Genomic DNA, 24,030 nt, shown 5'->3' with positions numbered 1-24,030 from the left:
CGGACCGAAGGGTCCGGGGGCCTCACGGGGTGCGTACGACGCGCCTAGGCGTGCGCCGACAGCGCCGTCACCAGCAGCGGGGTCACCAGGCCGACCTGCCATGCGCGGGCGCCGTGGCCGGTCAGGGCCGCGGCGACCGTCTCCGGCGTGACGGGGACCGGCGGCTCCCAGCAGACCCGGCGGACCGTGTCGGGGGTGATCAGGTTCTCCTGCGGCAGGTTCAGCTCCTCCGCGAGCGCCGACACCGCGGCGCGGGCCGCGGAGAGCCGGGCCGCGGCGGCCGGGTCCTTGTCCGCCCAGGCCCGCGGCGGCGGGGGGCCCGCCACCGGCTGGCCCGGCTGCGGCAGCTCCGCCTCGGGCAGGGCCTTCGCCCGGTCCACGGCCGCCTGCCACTGCTCCAGCTGGCGCTTGCCCATCCGCTGCCCGTAGCCGGGCAGCGCCGAGAGGGCACCCGCGTTCGGCGGCAGCGCGAGGGCCGCCTCCACGATCGCCGCGTCGCTCAGCACCTTGCCGGGGGACACGTCACGCCGCTGCGCCACCTTGTCGCGGGCGGTCCACAGCTCCCGGACCACCGCCATCTGGCGCCGCCTGCGCACCTTGTGCATGCCGGACGTACGGCGCCAGGGGTCCTTGCGCGGCGGGGCCGGCGGGGCGGAGGCGATGGCGTCGAACTCCTCCAGCGCCCAGGCCAGCTTCCCCTGCCGGTCCAGCTCCTTCTCCAGCGCGTCGCGCAGGTCGACCAGGAGCTCGACGTCCAGCGCCGCGTAGCGCAGCCAGGGCTCGGGCAGCGGGCGGGTGGACCAGTCGACGGCGGAGTGCCCCTTCTCCAGGGCGTAGCCGAGGACCGACTCGACCATCGCGCCGAGACCCACCCGCGGGAAGCCCGCGAGCCGCCCGGCGAGCTCGGTGTCGAAGAGCCGCGTCGGCACCATGCCTATGTCCCGCAGGCACGGCAGGTCCTGGGTCGCGGCGTGCAGGATCCATTCGGTGCCGGCCAGGGCCTCGCCCAGCGAGGAGAGGTCCGGGCAGCCGACCGGGTCGATCAGCGCGGTGCCCGCGCCCTCGCGGCGCAGCTGGACCAGATAGGCGCGCTGTCCATAGCGGTACCCGGACGCGCGCTCGGCGTCCACGGCGACGGGGCCGCGTCCGGCGGCGAAGGCGGCGACGACCTCGGCGAGGGCCTCGTCGGTCGCCACGACGGGCGGAATGCCCTCGCGGGGTTCGAGCAGCGGGATCGGCAGCCCATTCGCAGGGACGTCGTCGTCCGAGGGGGCGCCCCCGGTGGTTCGCAGCGCTGTGTCGCTTGCGGTGTCTTGGGCGTCGGTCACCTGTCAAGGGTATCTGTGAATGGCAAGCGCCCATCGACGGAACGTACGGATCCGCAGAAGCGGACGGAACGTTCCGTCGACAGGCGCCGGTCTTCTGTCGGTCCTGTCGGCCCTCAGGGGGGCGGCAGGGTCAGTGGATGATGCCGGTGCGCAGGGCCACGGCGACCATGCCGGCCCGGTCGCCGGTGCCCAGCTTGCGGGCGATGCGGGCGAGGTGGCTCTTCACGGTCAGGGCGGACAGGCCCATGGAGACGCCGATCGCCTTGTTGGACTGGCCCTCGGCGACCAGGCGGAGCACCTCGACCTCACGGCCGGAGAGCTCGCGGTAGCCGCCCGGGTGGCTCGGGGCACCCGGGGGGCGGCGGTGGCCGAGGCGGGCGGCCGCGGAGCCGATGGGGGCGGCGCCGGGGCGGGTGGGGTGCCCGATGTTGGTGCGGGTACCCGTGACGACATAGCCCTTCACACCGCCGGCGAGGGCGTTGCGTACGGCGCCGATGTCGTCGGCGGCGGACAGGGCGAGGCCGTTGGGCCAGCCCGCCGCGCGGGTCTCGGACAGCAGGGTGAGCCCGCTGCCGTCGGGGAGGTGGACGTCGGCCACGCAGATGTCGCGCGGGTTGCCGACACGGGGGCGGGCCTCCGCGATGGACGACGCCTCGATGACGTCGCGCACCCCGAGCGCCCACAGGTGGCGGGTGACGGTGGAGCGGACGCGCGGGTCGGCCACGACGACCATGGCCGTCGGCTTGTTCGGGCGGTAGGCGACCAGGCTTGCGGGCTGCTCGAGGAGAACGGACACCAGGCCTCCTGGGAAGGTGCGGGGACGGAGCCGGCTCGGGGAAGAAGCCGGGGGCGAACCCGTGCTGTGAAGGGGTCACTGACTCCTTCGGCAGCTGGGCCGCCCGCCTTTAGGGAAAGATCACGATTTGGTGAGTAATAATTCGGGCAATTCGGACGCGTGATCGATCATCGTACGAGCCGTACGCGCATCGCGACCGGAACTGTCCGGAAATCGACGCTACGGCTGCTGGGGTCCCCGCCGCTGGGGCAGCGAGACGACCCCCGCCCCCGATGTCGTCCCCGCCCCCGGGTCGGCCGGCGAGGGCGGCAGCCCCGCGATCTGGCACAGCAGATCGCACCAGGCCGCCAGGTGCGCCCCGGTGTCCGGCACCCCGGCGGCGCCCTCCCGCGGCGTCCACGAGGCCCGGATCTCGATCTGGGTGGCCGGCCGCCGCTCCGCGAGCCCCCCGAAGTAGTGCGAGCCCGCCATGGTCACGGTCCCGCTCGCCTCCCCGTACGCCAGACCACGCGCCTCGAACGCCCCGGTCAGCCACGACCAGCAGACCTCCGGCAGCAGCGGGTCCGCGGCCATCTCCGGCTCCAGCTCGGCCCTGACCAGCGTGACCAGGCGAAACGTGCCCTTCCACGCCTCGTGGCCCGCCGGGTCGTGCAGCAGCACCAGACGCCCGTCCGCCAGATCGTCCTCGCCCTCCACCACGGCCGCCTCCAGGGCGTACGCGTACGGGGCGAGCCGCTGCGGCGGCCGGGTCGGATCGACCTCGATCTCCGGCCGCAGCCGGACCGAGCGCAGCCCCTCGACCGCCCGCCCGAAAGCGGGAGGCACCGGGTTCGTCTCCGTGGGGTCCACCCTGTCGCCCGCCGTCTTCTCCGTCCCTCGAATGCCGTCGGAATGATCGGAAAAATGTCCCTGAGCCGCAGCCATGCGGGGAAGAGTAGGCGGAACGGGGCCCGTGCGCAGGGAGGGACACCCGGGCCGGGCGAGCGGCTTCTCGCCACATGCGAAGATTCTGGGCGTGAGCGCCATTGACAGCCCGAAGGGCCAGCAGCCGAAGCACCAGCCGCAGACGTACGACTCCGCGTTCCTGAAGGCGTGCCGCCGCGAGGCCGTGCCGCACACGCCGGTCTGGTTCATGCGGCAGGCCGGGCGGTCCCTGCCCGAGTACCTGAAGGTCCGCGAGGGCATCCCCATGCTCGAGTCGTGCATGCGGCCCGAGCTGGTCACCGAGATCACCCTGCAGCCGGTGCGCCGCCACAAGGTCGACGCGGCCATCTACTTCAGCGACATCGTCGTCCCGCTGAAGGCCATCGGCGTCGACCTCGACATCAAGCCCGGCGTGGGCCCCGTCGTCGCCGACCCGATCCGCACCCGCGCCGACCTGGCCCGGCTGCGCGACCTGACCCCGGAGGACGTCCACTACGTCACCGAGGCGATCGGCATGCTCACCTCCGAACTGGGGTCCACCCCGCTGATCGGATTCGCCGGAGCGCCGTTCACCCTCGCGAGCTACCTCGTGGAGGGCGGCCCGTCCCGCAGCCACGAGCACACCAAGGCGCTCATGTACGGCGACCCGCAGCTGTGGGCCGACCTGCTCGACCGCCTCGCCGAGATCACCTCGGCCTTCCTCAAGGTGCAGATCGAGGCCGGCGCCTCCGCCGTGCAGCTCTTCGACTCCTGGGTGGGCGCCCTGGCCCCCGCCGACTACCGCCGCTCCGTCATGCCGGCCTCGGCGAAGGTGTTCGACGCGGTCGCCTCGTACGGCGTGCCGCGCATCCACTTCGGCGTCGGCACCGGCGAGCTGCTCGGCCTCATGGGCGAGGCCGGCGCCGACGTCGTCGGCGTCGACTGGCGCGTCCCGCTCGACGAGGCCGCCCGCCGGGTCGGCCCCGGCAAGGCGCTCCAGGGCAACCTCGACCCGGCCGTGCTCTTCGCCTCCCGCGAGGTCGTCGAGGCCAAGACGGACGAGGTCCTCGCCGCCGCGAAGGACCTGGAGGGGCACGTCTTCAACCTGGGCCACGGCGTCATGCCCGCGATGGACCCGGACGCCCTGACCCGCCTGGTCGACTACGTGCACACCCGCACGGCCGTCTGACCCGCACCGCACACCGGCCGGCGGCGGGCACCCCCTCGGGTCAGCCCGCCGCCCGCACGGCGGCCACCGCCTTGCGCGCCGCCACCAGGACCGGATCCCACACCGGTGAGAACGGCGGCGCGTAGCCCAGGTCCAGGACCGTCATCGCCTCCACCGTCATCCCCGCCGTGAGCGCCACCGCGGCGACGTCCACCCGCTTGGCCGCGCCCTCCCGGCCCACGATCTGCACCCCGAGCAGCCGCCCGGTGCGCCGCTCCGCCAGCATCTTCACGGTCATCGGCTTCGCCCCCGGGTAGTAGCCCGCCCGGCTCGTCGACTCGATCGTCACCGCCACGTACCGCAGCCCCACCGCCCGGGCGTCCTTCTCCCGCAGCCCGGTCCTGGCGATCTCCAGGTCGCACACCTTCGACACCGCCGTGCCGACCACGCCGGGGAAGGTCGCGTAGCCGCCGCCCACGTTGGAGCCGATCACCTGGCCGTGCTTGTTGGCGTGCGTGCCCAGCGGCACATAGCGCTCCCGCCCCGACACCAGGTCGAGGACCTCCACGCAGTCGCCGCCCGCCCAGATGTTCCCGTGCCCGCGCACCCGCATCGCCAGATCCGTCAGCAGACCGCCGTGCGTGCCCAGCGGCAGCCCCGCCGCCCGCGCCAGCGAGGTCTCCGGGACCACGCCCATGCCGAGCACCACCACGTCCGCCGGATACTCCTCCCGGTCCGTCGCCACCGCGCGGACCCGCCCGTCCTCGCCGGTCAGGATCTTCGTCACCGGCGCCGAGCCCACCGTCGTGATGCCCAGGCCGTCCATCGCCTCGTGCACCAGACGCCCCATGTCCGGGTCGAGCGTCGCCATCGGCTGCTCGCCCCGGTTGAGCACCGTCACCTCGAAGCCCCGCCCGAGCAGCGCCTCCGCCATCTCCACGCCGATGTACCCGGCGCCCACGACCACCGCCCGCCGGTCCCGCGCCCGGCCCAGCGAGTCGAGCAGCGCCTGCCCGTCGTCCAGGGTCTGCACCCCGTGCACCCCCGGCGCGTCGATGCCCGGCAGCGGCGGGCGCAGCGGCCGGGCGCCGGTCGCGATCACCAGCTTGTCGAAGCCCGTCCACTCCTCCGTGCCCGACTCCAGGTCCCGGCTGCGCACCCGCTGCCGGTCCACGTCGATCTCGGTCACCTCGGTGCGCATCCGCAGACCGATCTCCCGCGCCCGGTGCTCCTCGGGGCTCCGGGCGATCAGCTCGTCCCGGCCGTCGACGTCGCCGCCGACCCAGTACGGGATGCCGCACGCCGAGTAGGAGCTGAAGTGCCCCCGCTCGAAGGCGACGATCTCCAGCTCCCCGGGCCCCTTGAGCCTGCGTGCCTGCGACGCGGCGGACATGCCCGCCGCGTCGCCGCCGATGACCACCAGTCGTTCGCTCATACGAACACGCTACGACGGGAAGGGGATTACGGGTTGGTCCCCTCCTGCCGGGAGGCGTCGGCGGAGCCGTCCACCGGCGGCGCCGGAGCCGGCACACCGGTGGCGAGCCGCTCCGTCCCGGCCCCCCAGGGCCCGGGCTCCGCCTTCGGCTTCCGGGGCAGCCGCGGCCGGACGCCCCAGCGCCACACCGCGTACCCGATCAGCAGCAGCGCCAGCCACGGCGCGATCGCCGCGAGCACCACCAGCGCCCAGGCGAGCGCCGCCACCAGCGCGTTCCAGCCGCCGCCGAGCGCGTCCAGGAAGCCGGGCCGGTCCTCGTCCTCGACCGCTCCGGCGCCCTCCGGCTCGGTCAGCTCCAGCGTGATCGTCGCCAGCTCCGTACGGTCCTTCAGCGCGGCCTGCTGGGCGAGCAGCGATTCCAGGTCGGCCTGGCGGCGGCTCAGTTCCCCTTCCAGGGTGACCACGTCGCTCAGCCGGGTCGCCTTGTCCATGAGGGCCCGCACCCGCGCCACGCTCGCCCGCTGAGTGGCGATCCGGCTCTCCACGTCCACCACCTGGCCGGTGACGTCCTTCGCGTCCGCCTTGCGCGACAACAGCCTGCCCGCACCGGCCAGTTCGGCGAGCACGGAGTCGTAGCGCCCCTGCGGGACGCGCAGCACCACCCGCGAGGTGACATGGGTGTCGTCGACCCGCTCGGTCGTCTCGTTCTCGACATGGCCGCCCGCGCCCGCCGTCACCCGACGGGCCGCGGCCAGCGCCTTCCCGGCGTCCGGCACCTCGACGAACAGCTCGGCGGTGCGGATGACGTGCTGCGGAGCCGGGACCGGCGCCCGGGTCCCCGCCTTGCCGTCGGGCGCCTTCTCGGCCCCGGCGGACCCCGCGGCCCCCGCGCCGCCCTCAGCCCCGGGGGCGTCATAGGCGGGCTTCTCCGCGCTCCCGCGCCCCTTGGCGTCGCTCGACGCGGTGTCGGCGCCGCCCGCCCCCGCGCAGCCCGTCAGCAGCAGCGCGCCCGCCAGCAGCGCCGCCGCGCCCGCTCTTCTCGTTCCCCGCATCGGTGGACCCCCCAAGGCCGTGGTGTGTGATGCCCGTTGGACGCGCCGGCCCGGGCGCGGGTTGCCGTCCCGCGGTAGCGAAGCGGTCACGGTCCGGCCTCGGAACGGAAGCGCGTGGGCGATTTGAGAGAGTGGTCCCATGAACGCGAACGCGCAGACCACGGGCGGACCGGACGTCGTCGTCGTCGGAGGCGGCATCGCCGGCCTGGCCGCAGCCCACCGCCTCGTCACGGCGGGCGCACGGGTCACCCTCCTGGAGGCCGGCGACCGGCTCGGCGGCAAGCTCCTCGCCGGGGAGATCGCCGGCGCCCCCGTCGACCTGGGGGCCGAGTCGCTGCTCGCCCGCCGCCCCGAGGCCCTCGCGCTCGCCGAGCAGGTCGGCCTCGCCGACCGGCTCGTGGCCCCCGCCACCACCACCGCGTCCGTCTGGTCCCGCGGCGAGCTGACGCCCATGCCCAAGGGGCACGTCATGGGCGTCCCCGCCGACGGCCACGCCGTCGCGGGACTGCTCTCCGAGGAGGCCGTCCGCCGGATCGCCCGCGACGCGGAACTCCCGCCGACCGAGATCGGCGAGGACATCGCCATCGGCGCGTACGTCGCCGAGCGCATGGGCCACGAGGTCGTCGACCGGCTCGTCGAACCCCTCCTCGGCGGGGTCTACGCGGGCGACGCGTACCGCATCTCCATGAGGGCCGCCGTCCCCGCCCTGTTCGACGCGGCCCGCCGCCACGCCACCCTCGCCGAGGCCGTCCGCGCCGTCCAGCGGGCCGGCGCCGTCACCCCGAGCGACGCCGCGGGCGCCGGCACCGGCCTCGGCGGCGCCGCCTTCGCGGGCCTGCGCGGGGGCGTCGGCACCCTGCCCGGCGCCGTCGCGGACGCGATCCGCGCCGCCGGCGGCGAGATCCTCACCCGCACCCCGGTCACCGCGCTGCGCCGCACCGGCCCGGGCGGCTGGCAGGTCGTGACCCCCGAGCGGGTCCTCACCCCCGACGCCGTCGTCCTCGCCACCCCCGCGGGACCCGCCGCCGCGCTCCTCGCCGACACCGCGCCCGCCGCCTCCGCCGAGCTCGCGGCCGTCGACTACGCCTCCATGGCCCTGGTCACCCTCGCCTTCCGGCGCGACGACCTCCTCGCCGGCCCCGCCCTGCCCGGCTCGGGCTTCCTCGTCCCGCCCGTCGACGGGCACACCATCAAGGCCTCCACCTTCTCCAGCAGCAAGTGGGGCTGGGTCTCCGCGTCCGCCCCCGACCTGTTCGTGCTGCGCACCTCCGTCGGCCGGCACGGCGAGGAGGAGCAGGTGCACCGCGAGGACGCCGACCTGGTCGACGTCTCGCTCAAGGACCTGGCCGCCGCCACCGGCCTCGCCGCCCGCCCGGTCGCCTCCACCGTCACCCGCTGGATCGGCGGCCTGCCGCAGTACCCGGTCGGCCACCTCGCCCGGGTCGCCCGGGTCCGCGCCGCCGTGTCGGAGCTGCCCGGACTGCGCCTCGCGGGCGCGGCGTACGAGGGCGTCGGCATCCCCGCGTGCATCGCCTCCGGCCGACGCGCGGCCGACGAGATCATCGCCACGTCCGAAACGGCCGACCCTGGTGCCGGGCACTCTTCGTGACGGGCGAGAATAGGCGTATGAGTGCGCCCGAAAAGATCCCGAACGCCGGTAAGAAGGCGAAGGACCTCAACGAGGTCATCCGCTACACCCTGTGGTCCGTCTTCAAGCTGCGCGACAACCTTCCCGAGGACCGCGGCGGCTACGCCGACGAGGTCCAGGAGCTGTTCGACCAGCTCGCCGCCAAGGACATCACGATCCGCGGCACGTACGACCTCTCCGGTCTGCGCGCCGACGCCGACGTCATGATCTGGTGGCACGCGGAGACGAGCGACGAGCTCCAGGAGGCGTACAACCTCTTCCGTCGCACCCGTCTGGGCCGTGCCCTGGAGCCGGTCTGGTCGAACATGGCGCTGCACCGCCCGGCCGAGTTCAACAAGTCGCACATCCCGGCCTTCCTGGCCGACGAGACCCCCCGCGACTACGTCTCGGTCTACCCCTTCGTGCGCTCCTACGACTGGTACCTGCTGCCGGACGAGGACCGCCGCCGGATGCTCGCCGACCACGGCAAGATGGCCCGCGGCTTCCCGGACGTGCGCGCCAACACGGTCGCCTCGTTCTCGCTCGGCGACTACGAGTGGATCCTGGCCTTCGAGGCCGACGAGCTGCACCGCATCGTCGACCTGATGCGCCACCTGCGGGCCTCCGAGGCGCGGATGCACGTCCGCGAGGAGATCCCGTTCTACACCGGCCGCCGCCGCAGCGTGGCGGAGCTGGTGGCCGGCCTGGCCTGACGGCCCGGGGGCCTGACCCGAAGGACAGGCCCCGGCCCACCGAACCCGGTCACCGCCCGGCGCCCAGCCGTGCGGCGACCCCTCGACCCGGAAGATCAGACGGCCGGCGGAACTCCGCCTGCCGCTCCAGCGACACCGGGTCCGGCTCCGGGTGCGGCGCGCATGACGCGCGCCGCACCGGCGTCCCTCCCGCCGGCGGTGCCGAACCGCCGGGCACGGCCCCGTCGAGCAGATAGCGCTCCAGGTAGCCGTTCACACACGCGTTGGTCCCGCCGCCGATGCCGTGGGTCCCCGCGTCCCGCTCGGTCACCAGGGCCGCACCCCACAGCCTGCGCTGCAACTCCTGGGCCCCTTCGTACGGGGCCGCCGCGTCCCGCTCGGCCGCCAGGATCAGCACCGGCGGCAGCACTCCGGGACCGGTCCGCACGTCCAGCGGCTTCCGGCGCGGCGCCTTCCAGTACGCGCAGGGCAGGTTCGCCCACACGTTGTCCCAGGTCTCGAACGGGGCCAGCTTCGCCAGCCGGGTGTTGTCCCGGTCCCACAGCGCGAAGTCCTCGGGCCAGGGAGCGTCGTTGCACTCCACCGCCGTGTACACGGCCGCCGCGTTCCCCGGGTCGCCGGCCTCCGCCTCCCCGCTGCGGGGCGCCTCCGCCGGACCTGCCTGGGCGATCAGCGGCTTGGCGTCGCCCTTCAGGTACGCCCCGAGGGCGCCCGCCCTGGCCGGCCAGAAGCGGTCGTCGTACAGCGCCTGGAGCATCGCCCCGTGCAGCTGCCCCGGGCCGACCTTCCCACCCGCCGGCGCGGCGGCCAGCTCGACCCGCACCCTCTCGTAGTTCTCGCCCACCTCGCCGGGCGTCGTGCCCAGGCCGTACACCTTGTCGTGCTTCGCCGCCCAGGTGCGGAAGTCGGCCCACCGGCGCTCGAAGGCGAGCGACTGGTCGAGGTTGTTGACGTACCAGATCTGCCGCGGCGCCGGGTTGACCGGCGCGTCGAAGACCATCCGGCGCACCCGGTGCGGGAAGAGCGTCGCGTACAGGGCGCCGAAGTACGTGCCGTAGGAGGCGCCCATGAACGTGAGCCGCGGCTGGCCGAGCGCGGCCCGCAGGACCTCCAGGTCCCGGGCGTTGTTCAGCGAGTGGTAGTGCCGCAGGGCCGCGCCCGTGCGGCGGGCACAGCCCTGCGCGTAGGTCCTGGCGCGGGCGATCCGCTCCTTCTTGAAGACCTCCGAGGGCAGCGTCGGCGCGAGCGTCGGGCCCTTCGTCCGGTCGGCCGGGTCCTGGCAGGAGACCGGCGCGGAACGGCCCACCCCGCGCGGGGCGTAGCCGACCAGGTCGTACGCGGCGGCGATCCGCTTCCACTCGGGGAGCCCGGCGGCCAGCGGGAAGTACGTCGAGGAGGCGCCGGGCCCGCCCGGGTTGTAGACCAGGGCGCCCTGCCGTCCGGCGGCCGGTCCGGTGGCCCGGGACCGGCTGACGGTGAGCGCGATACGGGTGCCGTCCGGGTGCGCGTAGTCGAGGGGCACCCGCACGGTCCCGCACTCGACGGAGCCCGGCAGCCGTTCGACCGCCGGGCACGCCCCGAACCGGATGCCCTCGGCGGCCGCGGCCCGCACGGCGGCCTGCACGCCCCGGGCCTCGGCGGGCGGCGCCTCCAGCCGCGGGGCGGCCCAGGCGGCCGCGCCGGGGGCGGCCAGGGCGGGGGCGACGAGGGCGGACAGCAGGAGCGCGTGCAGCGCGACGGACTTCATCGACGCTTCCCTTCTGGTCACGGCGGCGTGACGGCGGCCGGTCTGGCGAGCGGCCTGACGACCAAGGGACCGCGGCGTGCGGGCGAAGTAAAGGAACTACGACGGGTGTTGCCTGTCATGTACCCGAAAGGCGGCACGGAGCTCCGGCTCCAGGACCCGGGTGCCCCGCTTCGCGAGCGCCGTCAGCGGATCGGCCAGGGAGAGCCCCGCCAGCAGCCGCTTGCCCGCGGGCGAGGCCCAGCACGCGTAGTCGGGCGCCTCGGCCCGCGCGATCAGCAGACACAGTCCGGCCGCGACCAGCGGCAGCGAGAACCAGGCCAGCACCGGCGCCCGCTCGCCCGCCGGCACGAGCAGCCCCGCGCCCGCCCCCAGCGCGAGGGTCAGCAGGAACGCCGCCCGCACCGCCCGGGCCCCCGCGGCCGCCGAGCGGCGCGCGTCCTCCGGCAGCGCCAGCCCCCGCGCGACCAGGCCGGCCGCGAGCGCCCGCACGCTCTCGTCGTCGGCGACCAGCGGCCGTACCGCCGGGATCCGGGACTGGCCCTGCGGCCCGATCGCCCCGAGCACCGCCCGCTCCAGCTCGTCTCGGCCGCCGCCCTCGGCCGCGACGGTCGCCCAGCCCGTGTGCGCGAGCAGGAGCAGCCGCGCCCGGTGCATGGAGACCAGGGTCAGATCGGTGACCCGCAGCGGGCCGCCCGCGAGATAGGCCGCCTCGCAGACGCTCAGCCCGCCGCCGTCCCCGCCCGCCCGGGCGTCCGCCGCGACGGACGCCCGGCACACCCGGGCGCAGCTGACGCCGCAGACGACGAGGGCGACGAGGAGGAGCGGGACCCAGACCATGCCCTGGTTGTACGGGAGGACCGGGTACCCCGCCACCGGAACGGCCGAGCCGGGCCGGTCAGGAACTGCTGGACGAGCAGGAGCTGCCGCTGGACGAGGAGCACGAGCTGGAGGACGAGGAGCACGAACTCGACGAGGAGGAGCAGGAGCTGCCGCCGCCGGAGGAGCAGGAGCTGCCGCCCCCGGAGCAGGAACTGCCCCCGGAGCACGCGGACCCTCCCGCCCCTCCGGAGCAGGAGCTGCCGCTCCCGCAGCCGCCCCCTCCGCCGCTCTCGCCCCCGGCCGCCGCCGCGCACCACATGACCGGCAGCAGCTCCGAGCCGCCGGAGGCGGACCCGGACGAGGCGGAGTGGTGCCGGCGCGAGCCGCGCGGGTACGGCGCCGCGGGCCGGCTGCGGGCCGCCGTCGCGAGCTGCTCCCGCAGCGCCGGGTCGGGCAGCGCCCGCAGCCCGTACAGCGCGACGAGCGTCCCCGGGTCGGCGAGGTGGGCGTGCCCGCGCCCGAAGGCCCCCACGGCCTCCCGGCCGGCCGGCGAGACCCGGCTCGCGGCCGAGGACGCGCACACCACGGCCGTGATCACCACGCCGACGATCGCCGGCAGCACCTTCATGATGAACGGCACCGGGGTCTCGCCCCGCATGAACTGCCCGACGGTGATGACGAGGGCGACCGGCGCCATGGCCACGGCCGCGACGCCGAGCCCGATGCACCAGCGGATGACGGCCCGCCGCCGCCCGGGCACCACGATCAGCCCGCGGGCCGCGAGGGCGTCCCCGGTCTCCTGGACCGCCGGGTGCCGCATGACGGCGTACCGCAGCGGGGCGAGGGCGCCGTGCGGGGCGGCGGCCAGCTCCTGGAGCACGGCCCGCTCGACGGGGTCGTGCGCGGTGGGCCGCAGGACCTGGACGATCCCCGGGCCGCCGATCGCGATCCGGCCGTCGGCGGCCAGGGAGGCGAGGGCGGTGTCGGCGACCCTGGCCGGACCGCCGTTGAGGAACGCGGCCTCGTACCGGTCGTGGACGGCCCCGCCGGAGCCGCCGCGGGCCCGCCGGGACAAGGCGATCATCAGGGCGACGGCGGCGGCGCCGATGACGTAGAAGAGAACGACGGACGTGGTCACGGCGCTTCACCCCTTTCCGAGGGCGGTACGGACACGGTGGGCCAGACGCGCGACCGGACCCGGCGGGCGGATCCCGGCCCGCTCCCGCCACCAGGCGGTGAGCGCGCGGTGGGCCGCCGGATCCTCCGGACGGCCCGCGACGAGCAGCCCCTCGACGAAGTCGAGGGCGTCGTGCCGGTAGCCGTCCGTCATGGGACGGCTCCTGGCGTACGCGAGGAACGCGGGCCGGTAGCCGTCACCGAGGATCTCCGGCAGCTCGGGCGCGACCTTGGCCACGACGTCCGCGCGCTTCGCGGCGAGCGCCCGGCTCTGCACGCCCAGCCGCCGCACGTCGAAGCCCTCGGGCGCGGGCGTCCCGGCGACCAGCGCGGAGAGCAGCGCGGCCTGCGCGAGCCCGAGACGCTGCCGGGCGGCGTCGGCCGTACCGGCCGCGGTCCCGTGAGCCACGTCCCGCGGCGTCGCGCTCCGCTGCGCCGGAACCGTGCGCGGCACCCGTACCGGCATCGCCCCGCCCGAGACACGGGCCCCCGCCCCGATGAGCAGGGGGCGCCGCCGGGCCGTCGTCACCGTCGTGCGGATCGCGTCGAGTTCGGCGGCCAGCTCCTCCCGCGCCGGGAACAGGTCGTCCCGCTCCAGGAGCACCCCCGGCGGGGAGGTCCGCGACGCGAGGTCGGCCAGGATGTCGAGGACGGGCCGCGCCACCGGGTGCGCGTGGGTGTCGTGCCAGACCCCGTCACGCTCCAGCCCGCCGGCCACGTGCACGTACGCGATGGCCTCGACCGGCAGCTCGGAGAGCGCCTCGGCCGGGTCCTCGCCGCGGTTGACCCGGTTGGTGTGCAGATTGGCGACGTCGACCAGGAGCCGTACCCCCGTACGCTCCACCAGCTCCGCCAGGAACCGGCCCTCCGTCAGCTCCTCGCCCGGCCAGGACACCAGGGCCGCGATGTTCTCCAGGGCCAGCGGCACCGGCAGGGCGTCCTGCGCGATCCGCACGTTCTCGCACAGCACGTCGAGCGCGTCCCGGGTCCTGGGCACGGGCAGCAGGTGCCCCGCCTCCAGAAGCGGCGACGCGGTGAGCGGGCCCCCGGCCCGTACGAACGCGATGTGCTCCGTCACCAGCGGCGCCCCGAGCAGCTCCGCCTTGCGCGCCAGCGCCGCGAGCCGCCCCGCGTCCGGCCGCTCGGCGCCGCCGAGCCCCAGCGAGACCCCGTGCGGCACGACGGTCACCCCGCGCGCCCGAAGCCGCTCCAGGGAGCCGGGCAGATGGTCGTCGCACAGGTTCTCCGCGACGACCTCCACCCACTCGACCCCGTCCAGCGCCTCCACCGCGTCCGCGATCTCGGGCCGCCAGCCGATGCCGATACCGAGCTCCTTCATGTCCCCCTCCTTCGGTCCTGAGGGTGATGGCCCGGAACGAGGGGTTCGAATCCGGCCAGGGGAACGTTCAGAGCTTGATTTGAGCTTTCGGGGTGGGCGGGTGCCGCCGGGGCCTATCCGGCCAGCCCGACCGCGGGGTACTCCGACACCACCGTGCACGAGCCCGGCGCGATCTCGGTGAACCCGGCGTCCCGGACCACCGGAAGCCCGCTCGACGTGAGCCGGGCCCAGCGCGCCGGGTCGGCCGTCCGCACCGCCAGCGGGAAGCCGGCCTCGCGCCAGGTCTTGCGGGCCGCGTCGGACAGGGCCCACCACAGCAGCTGCGCGCCGTGTCCGGTCTGCGCCATGGTCTTGCCCGCGGACATGCCGAGCTCGGGGTTGAGCCACAGCACCGGCGCGCCCTCCGGCACCGGACCCGGTTCGGCCGGGTCGTCGAGGTCGGTGCCCGAGACCTGCAGCTTGGCCAGCTCCTTGGGCCAGCCGTCCAGGGGGACGGGCGGGAAGACCCGTACCTCCGCACCGCCTTCGCCGACGACCGTGATCCCCGGCAGGGCCACGGCCTTGCGCCACTCCGCGCCGCGCGCCCGGCGCACGACCTTGCGGATCCGGGCGTCCTGCCAGTCCGTCATGGCCCGCGCCCACTCGCCCTCGCCGAGCGACCGGTCGTCGGCCAGGATCTCCAGGACCGCGCGGGCGGACGTCTCCAGCGCGTCGGTACGGGCCGGCGGCGCGTCCCGCTCGATGCGGACCACCAGGGGAAGGACGTACTGCGGCTTCTCGTCGCGCGGGTCGGTCCGGTCCTGCTGGTCGTGCTGCTCGCGCGGGTCGTGCGGGTCCCGGGGTGCGGTGTCGTGGCTGCTCACCCGGCAAGTCTGCCACCGGCCGGATCCACGGCCGCACGCGTTTCTTGTGGGAACGCGCGCTTCCGGGCCAGGATGCCCTCCATGAAGAGTGATCTTTTCGCCAGCGAGCACCTCGCCGAGGCGGCGACGTTTCCGGGGATGACCCTCCAGAACGCCAAGTCGGTCAAGTACACCGTCCAAGGGGAGATGCAGGCCCTGCAGGGCTCGATGATCGCCTTCCGGGGGAACCTCCAGTTCGAGCACAAGAGCCAGGGCCTCGGCGGCCTGCTCAAGCGCGCCCTCACGGGCGAGGGCCTGCCGCTGATGACCGTGCGCGGCCAGGGTGAGGCGTGGTTCGCCCACGAGGCGCAGAACTGCTTCATCGTCGAGGTCGAGCCGGGCGACGCCCTGACCGTCAACGGCCGCAACGTGCTCTGCTTCGACTCCACCCTGGCGTACGAGATCAAGACGGTGAAGGGCGCCGGAATGACCGGCGGCGGCCTCTTCAACAGCGTCTTCACCGGCCACGGGAAGATCGCCCTGATCTGCGAGGGCAACCCGGTCGTCATCCCCGTCACCCCCGACGCCCCGGTGCACGTCGACACCGACGCCGTCGTCGGCTGGAGCGAGCAGCTGCGCACCTCGCTGCACCGCTCGCAGTCGCTCGGCTCGATGATGCGCGGCGGATCGGGCGAGGCGATCCAGCTGAAGCTGGAGGGCCAGGGCTTCGTGATCGTCCGCCCGAGCGAGCTGACGCCGCAGAAGAAGTCGGCCAACTGACCCCGTCGTGAGACTGGAAGGCGTCGGCCGCCGCTACGGCCCGCGCGGCCCGTGGGTGCTGCGCGAGGTGGGCCTCGACCTGCCCGCCGGCACCCTGGCCCGGGTCACCGGCGGCAACGGCACGGGCAAGTCGACCCTGCTCCGGCTGCTCGCGGGCGTCGACGCGCCCAGCGCGGGCCGGATCACCGGCCGGCCCGAGCGCACCGCGTACGTCCCCGAACGCTTCCCCGCCGCCCTGCCGCTCACCGCGACCGGATACCTGGTCCACCTCGGGCGCATCCAGGGCCTCACCGCCCGTGAGGCGGCGCGGCGGGCGGGGGAGTGGCTGGCCCGCTTCGACGCGGGCGCCTACGGCGACACCCCGCTCACCGAACTCTCCAAGGGCACCAGCCAGAAGGTCGCCGTCGCCCAGGCCCTGCTCGCCGAGCCCGGACTGCTCGTCCTGGACGAGGCCTGGACGGGCCTGGACACCACCGCCCGCACGGAACTCGACCGCGCGGTGCGCGCCCGGGTCGCGGCGGGCGGCCGGGTCGTCTTCGTCGACCACGACCCGCGGCGGCTGGCGGGGGAGGCGGACGCGCACCTCACGGTGCGGGACGGACGCGTCCACCGCTCGGCACAGCCCACAGATCGGCCGCGGCACCCCCTGGTCCGCATCACGGCCACCGGCGGCGGGGCCCTGCCCCCGGACCTCCCCGGCTCCCCGACCCACGTCACCGAGCCCGGCACCGCCGCCGGGCCCCGGCTGACCATGACCGTCGCCGCACCCCACTCCGACACCGCCCTGCGGGCCCTGCTGGACGCGGGCTGGCACGTCGACGCCCTGACCACCGAAGGCGTCCGCGCATGACCGCCCTGCTCCGCTACCAGGCCGCCCTCCTCCTGCGCTCCCAGCGCTGGCTCGCGCCCTTCCTCGTGTACGCGGCCTTCGTCGGGGTCGGGATCAACGCGGGCGAACCGGTGCTCGGTGCCCTCGGCTACACGGTGGCGGGCCTGGTCCCGGTGAGCGCCTGGGCGGTCCGGGTCTGCCTCGGCCAGGAACCCCCCGCCGCCCGCGCGGTGACCGCCGCGGCCGCCGGCCGCGCCCGCGCCCACCTGGCGGCGATCCTGACCGCCACCGCCGGCACCCTCCTGGTGGGCGCCACCGCGGTCCTGGCCGTCACCGCCCTGAGCGAGCACCACAGGGTCGCCCCGCTCCCGGCCGCCGCGGAGGGCCTGCTGGCCGCGACCACCTGCGTCCTGACCGGCACCGCCGTCGGCACCCTGACCACCCGCCCCCTGATCCGCTCCCGCGGCTGGTCGCTGACGACCCTCCTCCTCGGCTCCCTCCTCGCCGTGGTCACCACCGGCTCCCCGGCAAAGACCGCCATCGCCACCCTGATCACCGGCTCCCCGACCGCCACGGTCGCCTACCCGCCCCTTCCCCTGACGGGCGCCCTGGCGCTGGCGACGGGGGCGGCGTGGCTGGGGTGCCGGGGTACGGGGTGGCGGGAGTAGCGGGACGCGCGTCACTCCCCGAAGTGGGGGGAATCTCCTCATAAGGTCCTACCGGTACCTTTACGCCCATTCCGGGGAGAGAGTTGACGACGACAGCCACGCGTTCGACGGCTGCCCCGTCCGTCCCCGCCCTCCGGCCGATGCGCCCTCGCAGGGTGGCGCCCGGGGTGATCCGGCGCTGGGGACCCGCAGCGGGTGAGGTCCTCGTCGGGGTGCTCGCCGCGCTCGGGTTCACCTACTGGGGGCTGAGCATCGGCAACAGCCCCGTCACGCGCGTCGGGCAGATCAGCGGGCTCTCCCACCTCCAGCTGCGGTTCGCCGTCGTCGTGCTCGTGATCCTCGCCGTCGTCGGGTGGGTGACCGTACGGGCGAGCGAGCGGGTCAAGAACGTCACCGTGCGGCTCGCCGCCGCGGCCGTCGCCGGGCTCAGCACCGGGTTCCTCGGGGCCGGGCAGGTCTTCGCGCTGCGCGGCACGCCCTGGCCGCTGAACGGGCCGTACGGGGACAACAACCGGATCCTCGGCTGGGCGGAGGAGGTGCTGCACACCGGCGCCATGGACGCCTTCTATCCGCCGGCCGTGCCCTACACCATCGGCTACCTCGCCAAGGCCGGGTTCTTCGCCGGTGAGCCCGCCCTCGCGTTCAAGTGGGTGTTCATCGCGATCGTGGCCCTCACCGGGCCCGCCGCCTACCTGCTGTGGCGGATGTGCCTCGGGCCGCTGCCCGCGCTCGCCGTCGGCCTGCTGCCCGCCCTCCAGCAGACGCTGCCGCACAAGCCGTACAGCCCCTTCGTGCTGGTGCTGCTTCTGCCGCTCATCGCGAAGCTGCTGCTGTGGCTGCGCGCCTCGCCGCGGTTCGGCACGCGGGGGACGGTGCTGAGGGGCGGATTCCTGGGGCTGCTCTTCGGACTGCTCTTCCTCGTCTACTCCGGCTGGCATCTGTGGTCGCTGCCCGGCGTCGTCATCGCTGTCCTGTTCTTCTACCCGTGGACGACCGGGCGGCTGCGAGGGCTGCTCTTCCTCGGCAGCTCGCTCGGCGGGTTCCTGCTCGTCGCCGGGGTCTATCTGCGGGTGCTGCTGGGGGCGACCAGCACGCGGGACCAGTGGTGTTCCGGGTACACGCTCACCGAGCCCGCGTACATCGGGACCACTCCGCTCAGCAGCCGGGCCTGGGACGAGCCCGGTGAGTATCCGGGCTTCGGCGAGTTCTCCGGGCTGCACACGTACGCCGTGATCGTGCTGATCGGCCTCGGCTTCGCCGTCGCGCTCGGCCTGCGCAAGGCCGTCGTCGTCGCCCCGCTCGCCTGCTTCGGCAGTGCCTGGCTCATCCGTTTCTGGCTCGCCGGGCACATGGAGGCCGACCAGCAGGTGCAGCTGTTCCCGCGCACCATGATCCAGATCCAGGTGACCCTGACCGCCCTCACCGTGCTCGCCTGCGTGCTCGCCGCGCAGCGGCTCGTGCCGCTCCTCAAGCGCCTGCGCGCCGGGGAGCGGGCGCCCCAGGAGCGCTTCACCGCCGTCGGCGTGCTGCTGGCCATGGCGCTCGCGGGCGGCATGATCGGGTCCTTCTTCGGCAACCAGTACCTGCCGACCCACCCCGGCGAGAAGCTCGCCGGCACGCTCGCCTGGCAGGCCCACCAGTTCCGCAAGCCGGACGGCTCCTGCCCCAAGTACGCCGACAAGGGGAAGTGCAAGCCCTTCCCGACCCGCACCGTCGCCGAGGACTTCCCCGAGGTGGACCGCATGGTGTGCGAGTACCCGTGGCGCAAGGCGACCAAGGAGGGGTGGATCGTCCTCGATCTGACGACCCGGCCGTAGGGCCCCAGGGTGGTGGGGTCGGTGGGGCCTGACGCGCCGTCGTGTCCTACTTGCTCATCAGTTCCGAGACCTTCACGAAGCGGTACCCCTTCGCCCGCAGCTCCGGCACGATCCGGCGGATCGCCTGTTCCGTGACCGGGGCCGCGCTGCGCGTGCAGTGCATGACGACCAGGGAGCCGGGCTTCACGCCCTCGAGGACCTGGTCCGCGACCGCGTCCGGGTCCTTCGCGAAGGCGTCGCCGCTGACCACGTCCCACTGGACGGCGGTGACGCCGAGCGGGGCGAGGGCGCGCAGGGCGGCGTCGTCGTAGCAGCCGCCGGGGAAGCGGAAGTACGGGACCACGTGGGCCGCCCCCGCGTCGCGGAAGGCGTCGAAGGCGCGCTGGACGTCGGAGGCCATGTCGGCAGCCGCCACGGTCGGAAGGCCGTAGCAGGGGGTCGCGAAGGCGTAGTGGCTGTAGGAGTGGTCGGCGATCTCGAAGCGGGGGTCGTTGCCGATGGACCGCGCCTGGTCCGGGTACTGCTCCGCCCAGCGGCCCGTCATGAAGATCGTCGAGTCGACCTTCAGCCGGCGCAGGGTCGCGATGAGCTGCGGGTTGTCGAAGTGTTCGCCCCGGGCCGCGCGCGGGCCCTGGTCGGCCGTCATGTCGGCGTCGAAGGTGAGCGCGACGACCTTCTCGGTGCCGCCCTTGCGGTGGGTGTACACCGGGGTCAGGCCGCCCGGGGCCGGCGGCAGGGTCGGCGGGGTCTTCGGGGCCGGTGCCGCTTCGTGGCCCGGGGCCGGCTTGGCCGGCTCCGCGGCGCGGGTCGTCTTCGCGGTCGGCGCGGTGTTCTTCGGCGGTGCGGCGGCGGGCGGTTCGGCCGCGCCCCCGTCGCAGCCGACGAGAACGGCGCCCAGAAGGACGAGCGCCGACAGTCTTCGTGCAGAAATGGTCACCCACGGAAACTAACCGATCATTGCGCGAGCAATCGCCTCCGGCACTCCGCCACGTCGAAGTCGCCCTTCGGGTACTGCGGGTCCAGCTCCGCCAGATGCTCGCCGAGCAGGGTGCTGATCGCCCAGTTGCGGTACCACTTGCGGTCCGCCGGGACCAGGTACCAGGGCGCCGCCTCCGTCGAGCAGCGCTCCAGGGCGATCTCGTACGCCTCCTGGTACGCGGGCCACAGCGCCCGCTCCTCGATGTCACCCGGGTTGAACTTCCAGTGCTTCTCGGGGTTGTCGAGGCGCTCCAGGAGGCGGTCGCGCTGCTCCTCGTAGGAGAGGTGGAGGAAGACCTTGACCAGCGTCACGCCGTCCTCGGTCAGCTGCTTCTCGAACGCCTGGATCTCCGCGTAGCGCTCCTCCAGCTCCGCCCGCGGGACCAGCGAGCGGACCCGGGCGATCAGCACGTCCTCGTAGTGCGAGCGGTCGAAGATGCCGATCTCGCCGGCCAGCGGGAGCGCCTTGGTCACCCGCCACAGGAAGGGGTGCGCGAGCTCCTCCGGCGTCGGGGCCTTGAAGGCGTGGATGCGGCAGCCCGAGGGGTTGAAGAGGCCGATGACGTGCTTGACCGTGCCGCCCTTGCCGCTCGTGTCCATGCCCTGGAGGACCAGGAGCAGGCGGCGGCGGTCGCCCGCCGTGCTCGCCGCGTACAGGCGTTCCTGCAGGTCGGCGAGGCCCGGCCCGAGGGCGGCGGTTGCCGTGAGACCGGCCGCCTTGTCCTTCGGGCCGCCCGGGGTCGCGGCGGCGTCGTACGAGGAGAGGTCGATCCGCTCGCCGGCCGGGAGCCTCAGGCGGTCGCGCAGGGGCTGGTCCTGCCTGCTCTTGTTCTTCGGCATCTCACGACCCCTTCTCGTACGGCGGTCAGCGCACCTTCACCGATCCTGCGCGTCCAGAGCCGGGGTCACCACCCCGAACGCCCGGTCGAGCAGGGCCATGGGGTCCTCCGCCGCCTCGCTCTCGCTCCACCGCTGCAGCGCCGTCCGGAACGCGACCAGCGCCGTGCCGGCGGCCAGCCGCGGGTGGAGGTCCGTGCCCGCGTCGCGGCCCGTGCGGCGGGCCAGCTCCTCGGCCAGCGCCTCCTGCCAGGCCGCCTGCCGCTCCAGGAAGCGGGCCAGGAGCGCGGGCGTGCCCAGGATCAGCTGCACCACGCGCAGGGCCCTGGCCGCGTGGTCCGGGTGCTGGTCGGTGCAGGCCAGCAGCGGGACCGCGACGGCGTGGCGCAGGGACCGGGACACGGGCTCCGCGGCCGGGCGCCCGGCGAGGGCCGCGTGGATGTCGGCGCCCATCCCGGACAGGAACTGGACGACCACGTCCTCCTTGGACGCGAAGTAGCGGAAGAAGGTGCGCTTGGAGACCCCGGCGGCGGCCGCGATCTCGTCCACCGTGACCGCGTCGAAGCCCTTGAGGGCCAGCAGCTGGAGCGCCGATTCGGTGAGCTCGGTGGCGACGAGCAGGCGTTTGCGCTCGGCCAGGCTGATGTCGGGGGTCATGCCACGAGGGTATCCCAGAATGGCACTCGGGGAAGAGCTTGACACCGAGTGACACGAAGGGCAGCGTGTGCCACATGGCAGAGCAGCAGGAGCATCAGCAGGGGCAGGGGCAGGGGCAGGGGCAGCAGCGACCGCGGCGCTGGACCGCCGAGCTGATGCCCGACCTCACCGGACGCGTCTTCGTCGTCACCGGCGCCAACAGCGGCCTCGGCCTCGCCACCACCCGCGAGCTCGCCCGCCGCGGCGGACACGTGGTCCTCGCCGTGCGCGACGGGCGCAAGGGGCGCGCCGCCGCGGACTCCGTCGCCGCCGCGCACCCGGGCGCCCTCCTCGACGTCCGGGAGCTGGACCTGGCCGACCTCGACTCCGTACGGGACTTCGCCCGGAAGCTGCGCGCCGAGCACCCGCGCCTGGACGTCCTGGTCAACAACGCCGGCGTGATGGCCCCGCCCCGCACCCTCAGCGCCCAGGGCCACGAGCTGCAGTTCGCCGCCAACCACCTGGGCCACTTCGCCCTCACCGGGCTGCTGCTCGACCGGCTCGCCGCCGGCCGCGACCCCAGGGTCGTCACGGTCGGCTCGCTGGAGCACCGCAGGGGACGGATCGACTTCGACGACCTCCACGGGGAGCGGCGCTACTCGCCGATGGGCGCCTACCGGCAGGCCAAGCTCGCCAACACCGTCTTCGGGTACGCCCTCCAGGAGCGCCTCGCCGCCGCCGGCAGCCCCGTGCGCAGCGTCCTCGCCCACCCGGGCTACACCGCCACCAACCTCCAGAAGGAGACCCCGGTCGCCTTCGTGCGGTTCGTCTTCGGGCGGGTCCTCGGCCCGCTGCTCGCCCAGCCCGCGGCCGCCGGTGCGCTGCCCCAGCTGTACGCGGCGACCGCGCCCGACGCCGAGGGCGGCGCGCTCTACGGGCCGGACGGGCCGGGCGAGCTGCGCGGAACGCCGAAGCGGGTCGCGCTCGCGCCGGCGGCGACCGATCCGGAGACCGGCCGCCGCCTGTGGGAGCTGTCCGAGCGGCTCACCGGGGTGCGGTACGAGCCGGCCTGATCCGGCCCCCCCCCGGCCCCGGCCCCGCGTCAGCGCCGTGTCACCGCCACGGCCCGGTCACCGCGAACGTCGTGCCCGGCGTGTAGCAGTTCACGAACATCGTGCGGCCGTCCGGCGAGAACGTCACGCCCGCGAACTCGCCCCACTCCGGGGCGTCCGGCGTACCGATGTTCTGCGCGCCCCGCGCGACCGCGTACACCTCGCCCTTCCGGCTCACCCCGAAGACGTGCTGGGCGCCGTCGCCGTCCTCGCAGACCATCAGGCCGCCGCCCGGCGCCAGACAGATGTTGTCCGGCGACTCGCCCGGCAGTCGTACGTCCGTGTCCGGGCCGAAGACCACCGCCAGGGTGAGCCGGCGGCGGTGCGGCTCGTACTTCCACACCTGCCCGAAGTGGGTGGCTGCGGAGCCGTCCTTGGCGCGGGCGAAGGAGGACACGAAGTACACCGCCCCCGGGGCCCCGCCGCGCCCCGGGCCCCAGTAGCAGCCCTCCAGCTTCTGCGCGTGCGTGATGCCGCCGGGCCCGAAGTCCTGGAGCCTGACCGGGGTCTCGACGGCCAGCGGGTCCGGCACCGGCACCCACCGCACGCCCTCGAAGCGCGTCCCCGGCTCCTGGACGGCCGACAGGTCCGGCACGCCCGGCACCCGCATGGCCTCCAGGCTGCCGCCCGCGCGCAGCGAACCGGTGCCGCCGAGCGGCTTGTGGGGCAGGAAGCGGTAGAAGAGGCCGAAGGGGTGCTGGAAGGCGTCCTCCGTCTCGTACACGACGCCGGTCCCCGGGTCGACGGCGATCGCCTCGTGCTGGAAGCGGCCCATCGCCGTCAGCGGGACCGCGCCGGTGCGGTGCGGGTCGGCCCCGTCGACCTCGAAGACGAAGCCGTGGTCCTTGGTGTAGCCGTTGGTCCCGGCCCGGTCCTCGGTCTCCTCGCAGGTGAGCCAGGTGTTCCAAGGGGTCGGCCCGCCCGCGCAGTTGACGGCGGTGCCGGCGATGGCGACGCGCTCGCCGAGGACGTGGGAGCGGGCGTCGAGTTCGAGTGCCGTACAGCCGCCCTTGGCGGCCGGGTCGTAGGTGAGGCCCTCGACCGTCGGGACCGCGATCTTCCCGGTGACCCGGTTCTCGTGGTTGCGGACCAGGTGCACCCGGCCGCGGCGGCCCGCGAAGGCGCCCATGCCGTCGTGGTTGCTGGGGACCGGGCCCTCGCCGGAGCGGAGCGGGTCGCCCTGGCGGGAGAGGACCTTGTACGAGAAGCCGGCCGGGAGGTCGAGCAGGCCGGCCGGGTCGGGGACCAGCGGGCCGTAGCCGGAGCGGCCGCCGAGGGGCGAGGCGGCGGCGGTGCCGGCGAAGAGTTCGGAGAGGGCGCCGGTGAAGGCGATGCCCAGGTTGCCGGCGGTGCCGGCGAGGATCTGACGTCGTGTTGCGGACATGAGGCAACGACCCACTTCTGTTGGCGGACAGGGGTGGTGTGACG

At 74.7% G+C, this 24,030-nt stretch carries 22 protein-coding genes; 8 read left to right on the top strand and 14 right to left on the bottom strand.

Annotated elements, in window-relative coordinates:
* Positions 1–44: 44 nt before the first annotated feature.
* From ACH414_RS28380 to ACH414_RS28370, 3 genes are all read right to left on the bottom strand, one after another.
* A complete protein-coding gene (locus tag ACH414_RS28380; RefSeq protein ID WP_382545691.1) occupies positions 45–1,328 on the bottom strand; it encodes an HRDC domain-containing protein in 1,284 nt (427 codons plus the stop codon).
* Positions 1,329–1,458: 130 nt separating this feature from the next.
* Positions 1,459–2,124, bottom strand: a complete 666-nt coding sequence (locus ACH414_RS28375) for a response regulator transcription factor (RefSeq protein WP_017242457.1) — start codon at positions 2,122–2,124, stop codon at positions 1,459–1,461.
* A 219-nt stretch (positions 2,125–2,343) separates the two neighbouring features.
* Positions 2,344–3,048, bottom strand: coding sequence for a DUF3000 domain-containing protein (locus ACH414_RS28370; protein ID WP_382545695.1), 705 nt, complete (start codon positions 3,046–3,048; stop codon positions 2,344–2,346).
* 91 nt (positions 3,049–3,139) lie between these two features.
* Here ACH414_RS28370 and hemE point away from each other — a divergent pair, with 91 nt between their 5' ends.
* Positions 3,140–4,216: a uroporphyrinogen decarboxylase gene (hemE, locus tag ACH414_RS28365; RefSeq protein ID WP_382545697.1), complete on the top strand. Its 1,077-nt coding sequence runs from the start codon at positions 3,140–3,142 to the stop codon at positions 4,214–4,216.
* A 40-nt stretch (positions 4,217–4,256) separates the two neighbouring features.
* On the opposite strand, the gene ACH414_RS28360 is transcribed toward hemE, so the two are convergent.
* Positions 4,257–5,630: an FAD-dependent oxidoreductase gene (locus ACH414_RS28360; protein ID WP_398943887.1), complete on the bottom strand. Its 1,374-nt coding sequence runs from the start codon at positions 5,628–5,630 to the stop codon at positions 4,257–4,259.
* Positions 5,631–5,656: 26 nt separating this feature from the next.
* Positions 5,657–6,682, bottom strand: coding sequence for a DUF4349 domain-containing protein (locus ACH414_RS28355; protein WP_398943885.1), 1,026 nt, complete (start codon positions 6,680–6,682; stop codon positions 5,657–5,659).
* Between the two features lie 139 nt (positions 6,683–6,821).
* Here ACH414_RS28355 and hemG point away from each other — a divergent pair, with 139 nt between their 5' ends.
* Entirely contained in the window at positions 6,822–8,291 is a 1,470-nt protein-coding gene (hemG, locus tag ACH414_RS28350) for a protoporphyrinogen oxidase (RefSeq protein ID WP_398943883.1), read from the top strand.
* A 17-nt stretch (positions 8,292–8,308) separates the two neighbouring features.
* Positions 8,309–9,022, top strand: a complete 714-nt coding sequence (gene hemQ / locus ACH414_RS28345; protein WP_382545709.1) for a hydrogen peroxide-dependent heme synthase — start codon at positions 8,309–8,311, stop codon at positions 9,020–9,022.
* Between the two features lie 49 nt (positions 9,023–9,071).
* On the opposite strand, the gene ACH414_RS28340 is transcribed toward hemQ, so the two are convergent.
* The 5 genes from ACH414_RS28340 to ACH414_RS28320 form a co-directional block, all read right to left on the bottom strand.
* Complete coding sequence (locus ACH414_RS28340; protein ID WP_382545712.1) at positions 9,072–10,769, bottom strand: alpha/beta hydrolase; 1,698 nt, start codon at positions 10,767–10,769, stop codon at positions 9,072–9,074.
* A 96-nt stretch (positions 10,770–10,865) separates the two neighbouring features.
* The gene (locus ACH414_RS28335) at positions 10,866–11,606 is read right to left on the bottom strand and encodes a TIGR04222 domain-containing membrane protein (protein WP_382545714.1); all 741 of its coding nucleotides are present in this window, start codon (positions 11,604–11,606) and stop codon (positions 10,866–10,868) included.
* Between the two features lie 58 nt (positions 11,607–11,664).
* On the bottom strand, positions 11,665–12,726 hold the full coding sequence (locus ACH414_RS28330; protein ID WP_382545717.1) for a TIGR04222 domain-containing membrane protein: 1,062 nt from the start codon (positions 12,724–12,726) through the stop codon (positions 11,665–11,667).
* Positions 12,727–12,732: 6 nt separating this feature from the next.
* Positions 12,733–14,103: a DUF692 domain-containing protein gene (locus tag ACH414_RS28325; protein WP_398943881.1), complete on the bottom strand. Its 1,371-nt coding sequence runs from the start codon at positions 14,101–14,103 to the stop codon at positions 12,733–12,735.
* Positions 14,104–14,216: 113 nt separating this feature from the next.
* A complete protein-coding gene (locus ACH414_RS28320; protein WP_398943879.1) occupies positions 14,217–14,966 on the bottom strand; it encodes an aminoacyl-tRNA hydrolase in 750 nt (249 codons plus the stop codon).
* A gap of 81 nt (positions 14,967–15,047) precedes the next feature.
* On the opposite strand from ACH414_RS28320, the gene ACH414_RS28315 reads away from it, so the two are divergent.
* From ACH414_RS28315 to ACH414_RS28300, 4 genes are all read left to right on the top strand, one after another.
* On the top strand, positions 15,048–15,725 hold the full coding sequence (locus tag ACH414_RS28315; protein ID WP_382545725.1) for an AIM24 family protein: 678 nt from the start codon (positions 15,048–15,050) through the stop codon (positions 15,723–15,725).
* Between the two features lie 7 nt (positions 15,726–15,732).
* Entirely contained in the window at positions 15,733–16,575 is an 843-nt protein-coding gene (locus tag ACH414_RS28310; protein WP_398943877.1) for an ATP-binding cassette domain-containing protein, read from the top strand.
* The gene (locus ACH414_RS28305; protein ID WP_398943875.1) at positions 16,572–17,222 is read left to right on the top strand and encodes an ABC transporter; all 651 of its coding nucleotides are present in this window, start codon (positions 16,572–16,574) and stop codon (positions 17,220–17,222) included. The genes ACH414_RS28310 and ACH414_RS28305 overlap by 4 nt, the downstream gene beginning before the upstream one ends.
* Positions 17,223–17,362: 140 nt before the next feature.
* Positions 17,363–19,039 carry a hypothetical protein gene (locus tag ACH414_RS28300; protein ID WP_398943873.1) on the top strand — a complete coding sequence of 559 codons (1,677 nt, stop codon included), beginning with the start codon at positions 17,363–17,365 and terminating at the stop codon, positions 19,037–19,039.
* Positions 19,040–19,085: 46 nt separating this feature from the next.
* Here ACH414_RS28300 and ACH414_RS28295 read toward each other — a convergent pair whose 3' ends face one another.
* The 3 genes from ACH414_RS28295 to ACH414_RS28285 are packed head-to-tail and all read right to left on the bottom strand — an operon-like array spanning position 19,086 to position 21,511.
* Positions 19,086–19,955 carry a polysaccharide deacetylase family protein gene (locus tag ACH414_RS28295; RefSeq protein ID WP_382546021.1) on the bottom strand — a complete coding sequence of 290 codons (870 nt, stop codon included), beginning with the start codon at positions 19,953–19,955 and terminating at the stop codon, positions 19,086–19,088.
* 38 nt (positions 19,956–19,993) lie between these two features.
* The gene (locus ACH414_RS28290) at positions 19,994–20,857 is read right to left on the bottom strand and encodes a PPK2 family polyphosphate kinase (protein WP_398943872.1); all 864 of its coding nucleotides are present in this window, start codon (positions 20,855–20,857) and stop codon (positions 19,994–19,996) included.
* Between the two features lie 36 nt (positions 20,858–20,893).
* Positions 20,894–21,511, bottom strand: coding sequence for a TetR family transcriptional regulator (locus ACH414_RS28285; RefSeq protein ID WP_398943870.1), 618 nt, complete (start codon positions 21,509–21,511; stop codon positions 20,894–20,896).
* A 74-nt stretch (positions 21,512–21,585) separates the two neighbouring features.
* On the opposite strand from ACH414_RS28285, the gene ACH414_RS28280 reads away from it, so the two are divergent.
* The gene (locus ACH414_RS28280) at positions 21,586–22,563 is read left to right on the top strand and encodes an oxidoreductase (protein WP_398943869.1); all 978 of its coding nucleotides are present in this window, start codon (positions 21,586–21,588) and stop codon (positions 22,561–22,563) included.
* A 40-nt stretch (positions 22,564–22,603) separates the two neighbouring features.
* Here ACH414_RS28280 and ACH414_RS28275 read toward each other — a convergent pair whose 3' ends face one another.
* Positions 22,604–23,986 (bottom strand): alkaline phosphatase PhoX, encoded by a 1,383-nt coding sequence (locus tag ACH414_RS28275; RefSeq protein ID WP_398943867.1) that lies wholly within the window; start codon positions 23,984–23,986, stop codon positions 22,604–22,606.
* Positions 23,987–24,030: the final 44 nt, after the last annotated feature.

The organism is Streptomyces sp. NPDC020422, assembly GCF_044386705.1.
GTDB lineage: Bacteria > Actinomycetota > Actinomycetes > Streptomycetales > Streptomycetaceae > Streptomyces.
The sequence above is the reverse complement of the archived record's forward strand: the minus strand, read 5'-3'. Positions and strand labels throughout refer to the sequence as shown.

Coding starts and splice junctions, on each gene's coding strand:
- ACH414_RS28370 (WP_382545695.1), bottom strand. CDS start 3,048: ATGGCTGCGGCTCAGGGACATTTTTCCGATCATTCCGACGGCATTCGA.
- ACH414_RS28360 (WP_398943887.1), bottom strand. CDS start 5,630: ATGAGCGAACGACTGGTGGTCATCGGCGGCGACGCGGCGGGCATGTCC.
- ACH414_RS28355 (WP_398943885.1), bottom strand. CDS start 6,682: ATGCGGGGAACGAGAAGAGCGGGCGCGGCGGCGCTGCTGGCGGGCGCG.
- hemG (WP_398943883.1), top strand. CDS start 6,822: ATGAACGCGAACGCGCAGACCACGGGCGGACCGGACGTCGTCGTCGTC.
- hemQ (WP_382545709.1), top strand. CDS start 8,309: ATGAGTGCGCCCGAAAAGATCCCGAACGCCGGTAAGAAGGCGAAGGAC.
- ACH414_RS28340 (WP_382545712.1), bottom strand. CDS start 10,769: ATGAAGTCCGTCGCGCTGCACGCGCTCCTGCTGTCCGCCCTCGTCGCC.
- ACH414_RS28335 (WP_382545714.1), bottom strand. CDS start 11,606: ATGGTCTGGGTCCCGCTCCTCCTCGTCGCCCTCGTCGTCTGCGGCGTC.
- ACH414_RS28325 (WP_398943881.1), bottom strand. CDS start 14,103: ATGAAGGAGCTCGGTATCGGCATCGGCTGGCGGCCCGAGATCGCGGAC.
- ACH414_RS28315 (WP_382545725.1), top strand. CDS start 15,048: ATGAAGAGTGATCTTTTCGCCAGCGAGCACCTCGCCGAGGCGGCGACG.
- ACH414_RS28305 (WP_398943875.1), top strand. CDS start 16,572: ATGACCGCCCTGCTCCGCTACCAGGCCGCCCTCCTCCTGCGCTCCCAG.
- ACH414_RS28300 (WP_398943873.1), top strand. CDS start 17,363: ATGCGCCCTCGCAGGGTGGCGCCCGGGGTGATCCGGCGCTGGGGACCC.
- ACH414_RS28290 (WP_398943872.1), bottom strand. CDS start 20,857: ATGCCGAAGAACAAGAGCAGGCAGGACCAGCCCCTGCGCGACCGCCTG.
- ACH414_RS28285 (WP_398943870.1), bottom strand. CDS start 21,511: ATGACCCCCGACATCAGCCTGGCCGAGCGCAAACGCCTGCTCGTCGCC.
- ACH414_RS28280 (WP_398943869.1), top strand. CDS start 21,586: ATGGCAGAGCAGCAGGAGCATCAGCAGGGGCAGGGGCAGGGGCAGGGG.
- ACH414_RS28275 (WP_398943867.1), bottom strand. CDS start 23,986: ATGTCCGCAACACGACGTCAGATCCTCGCCGGCACCGCCGGCAACCTG.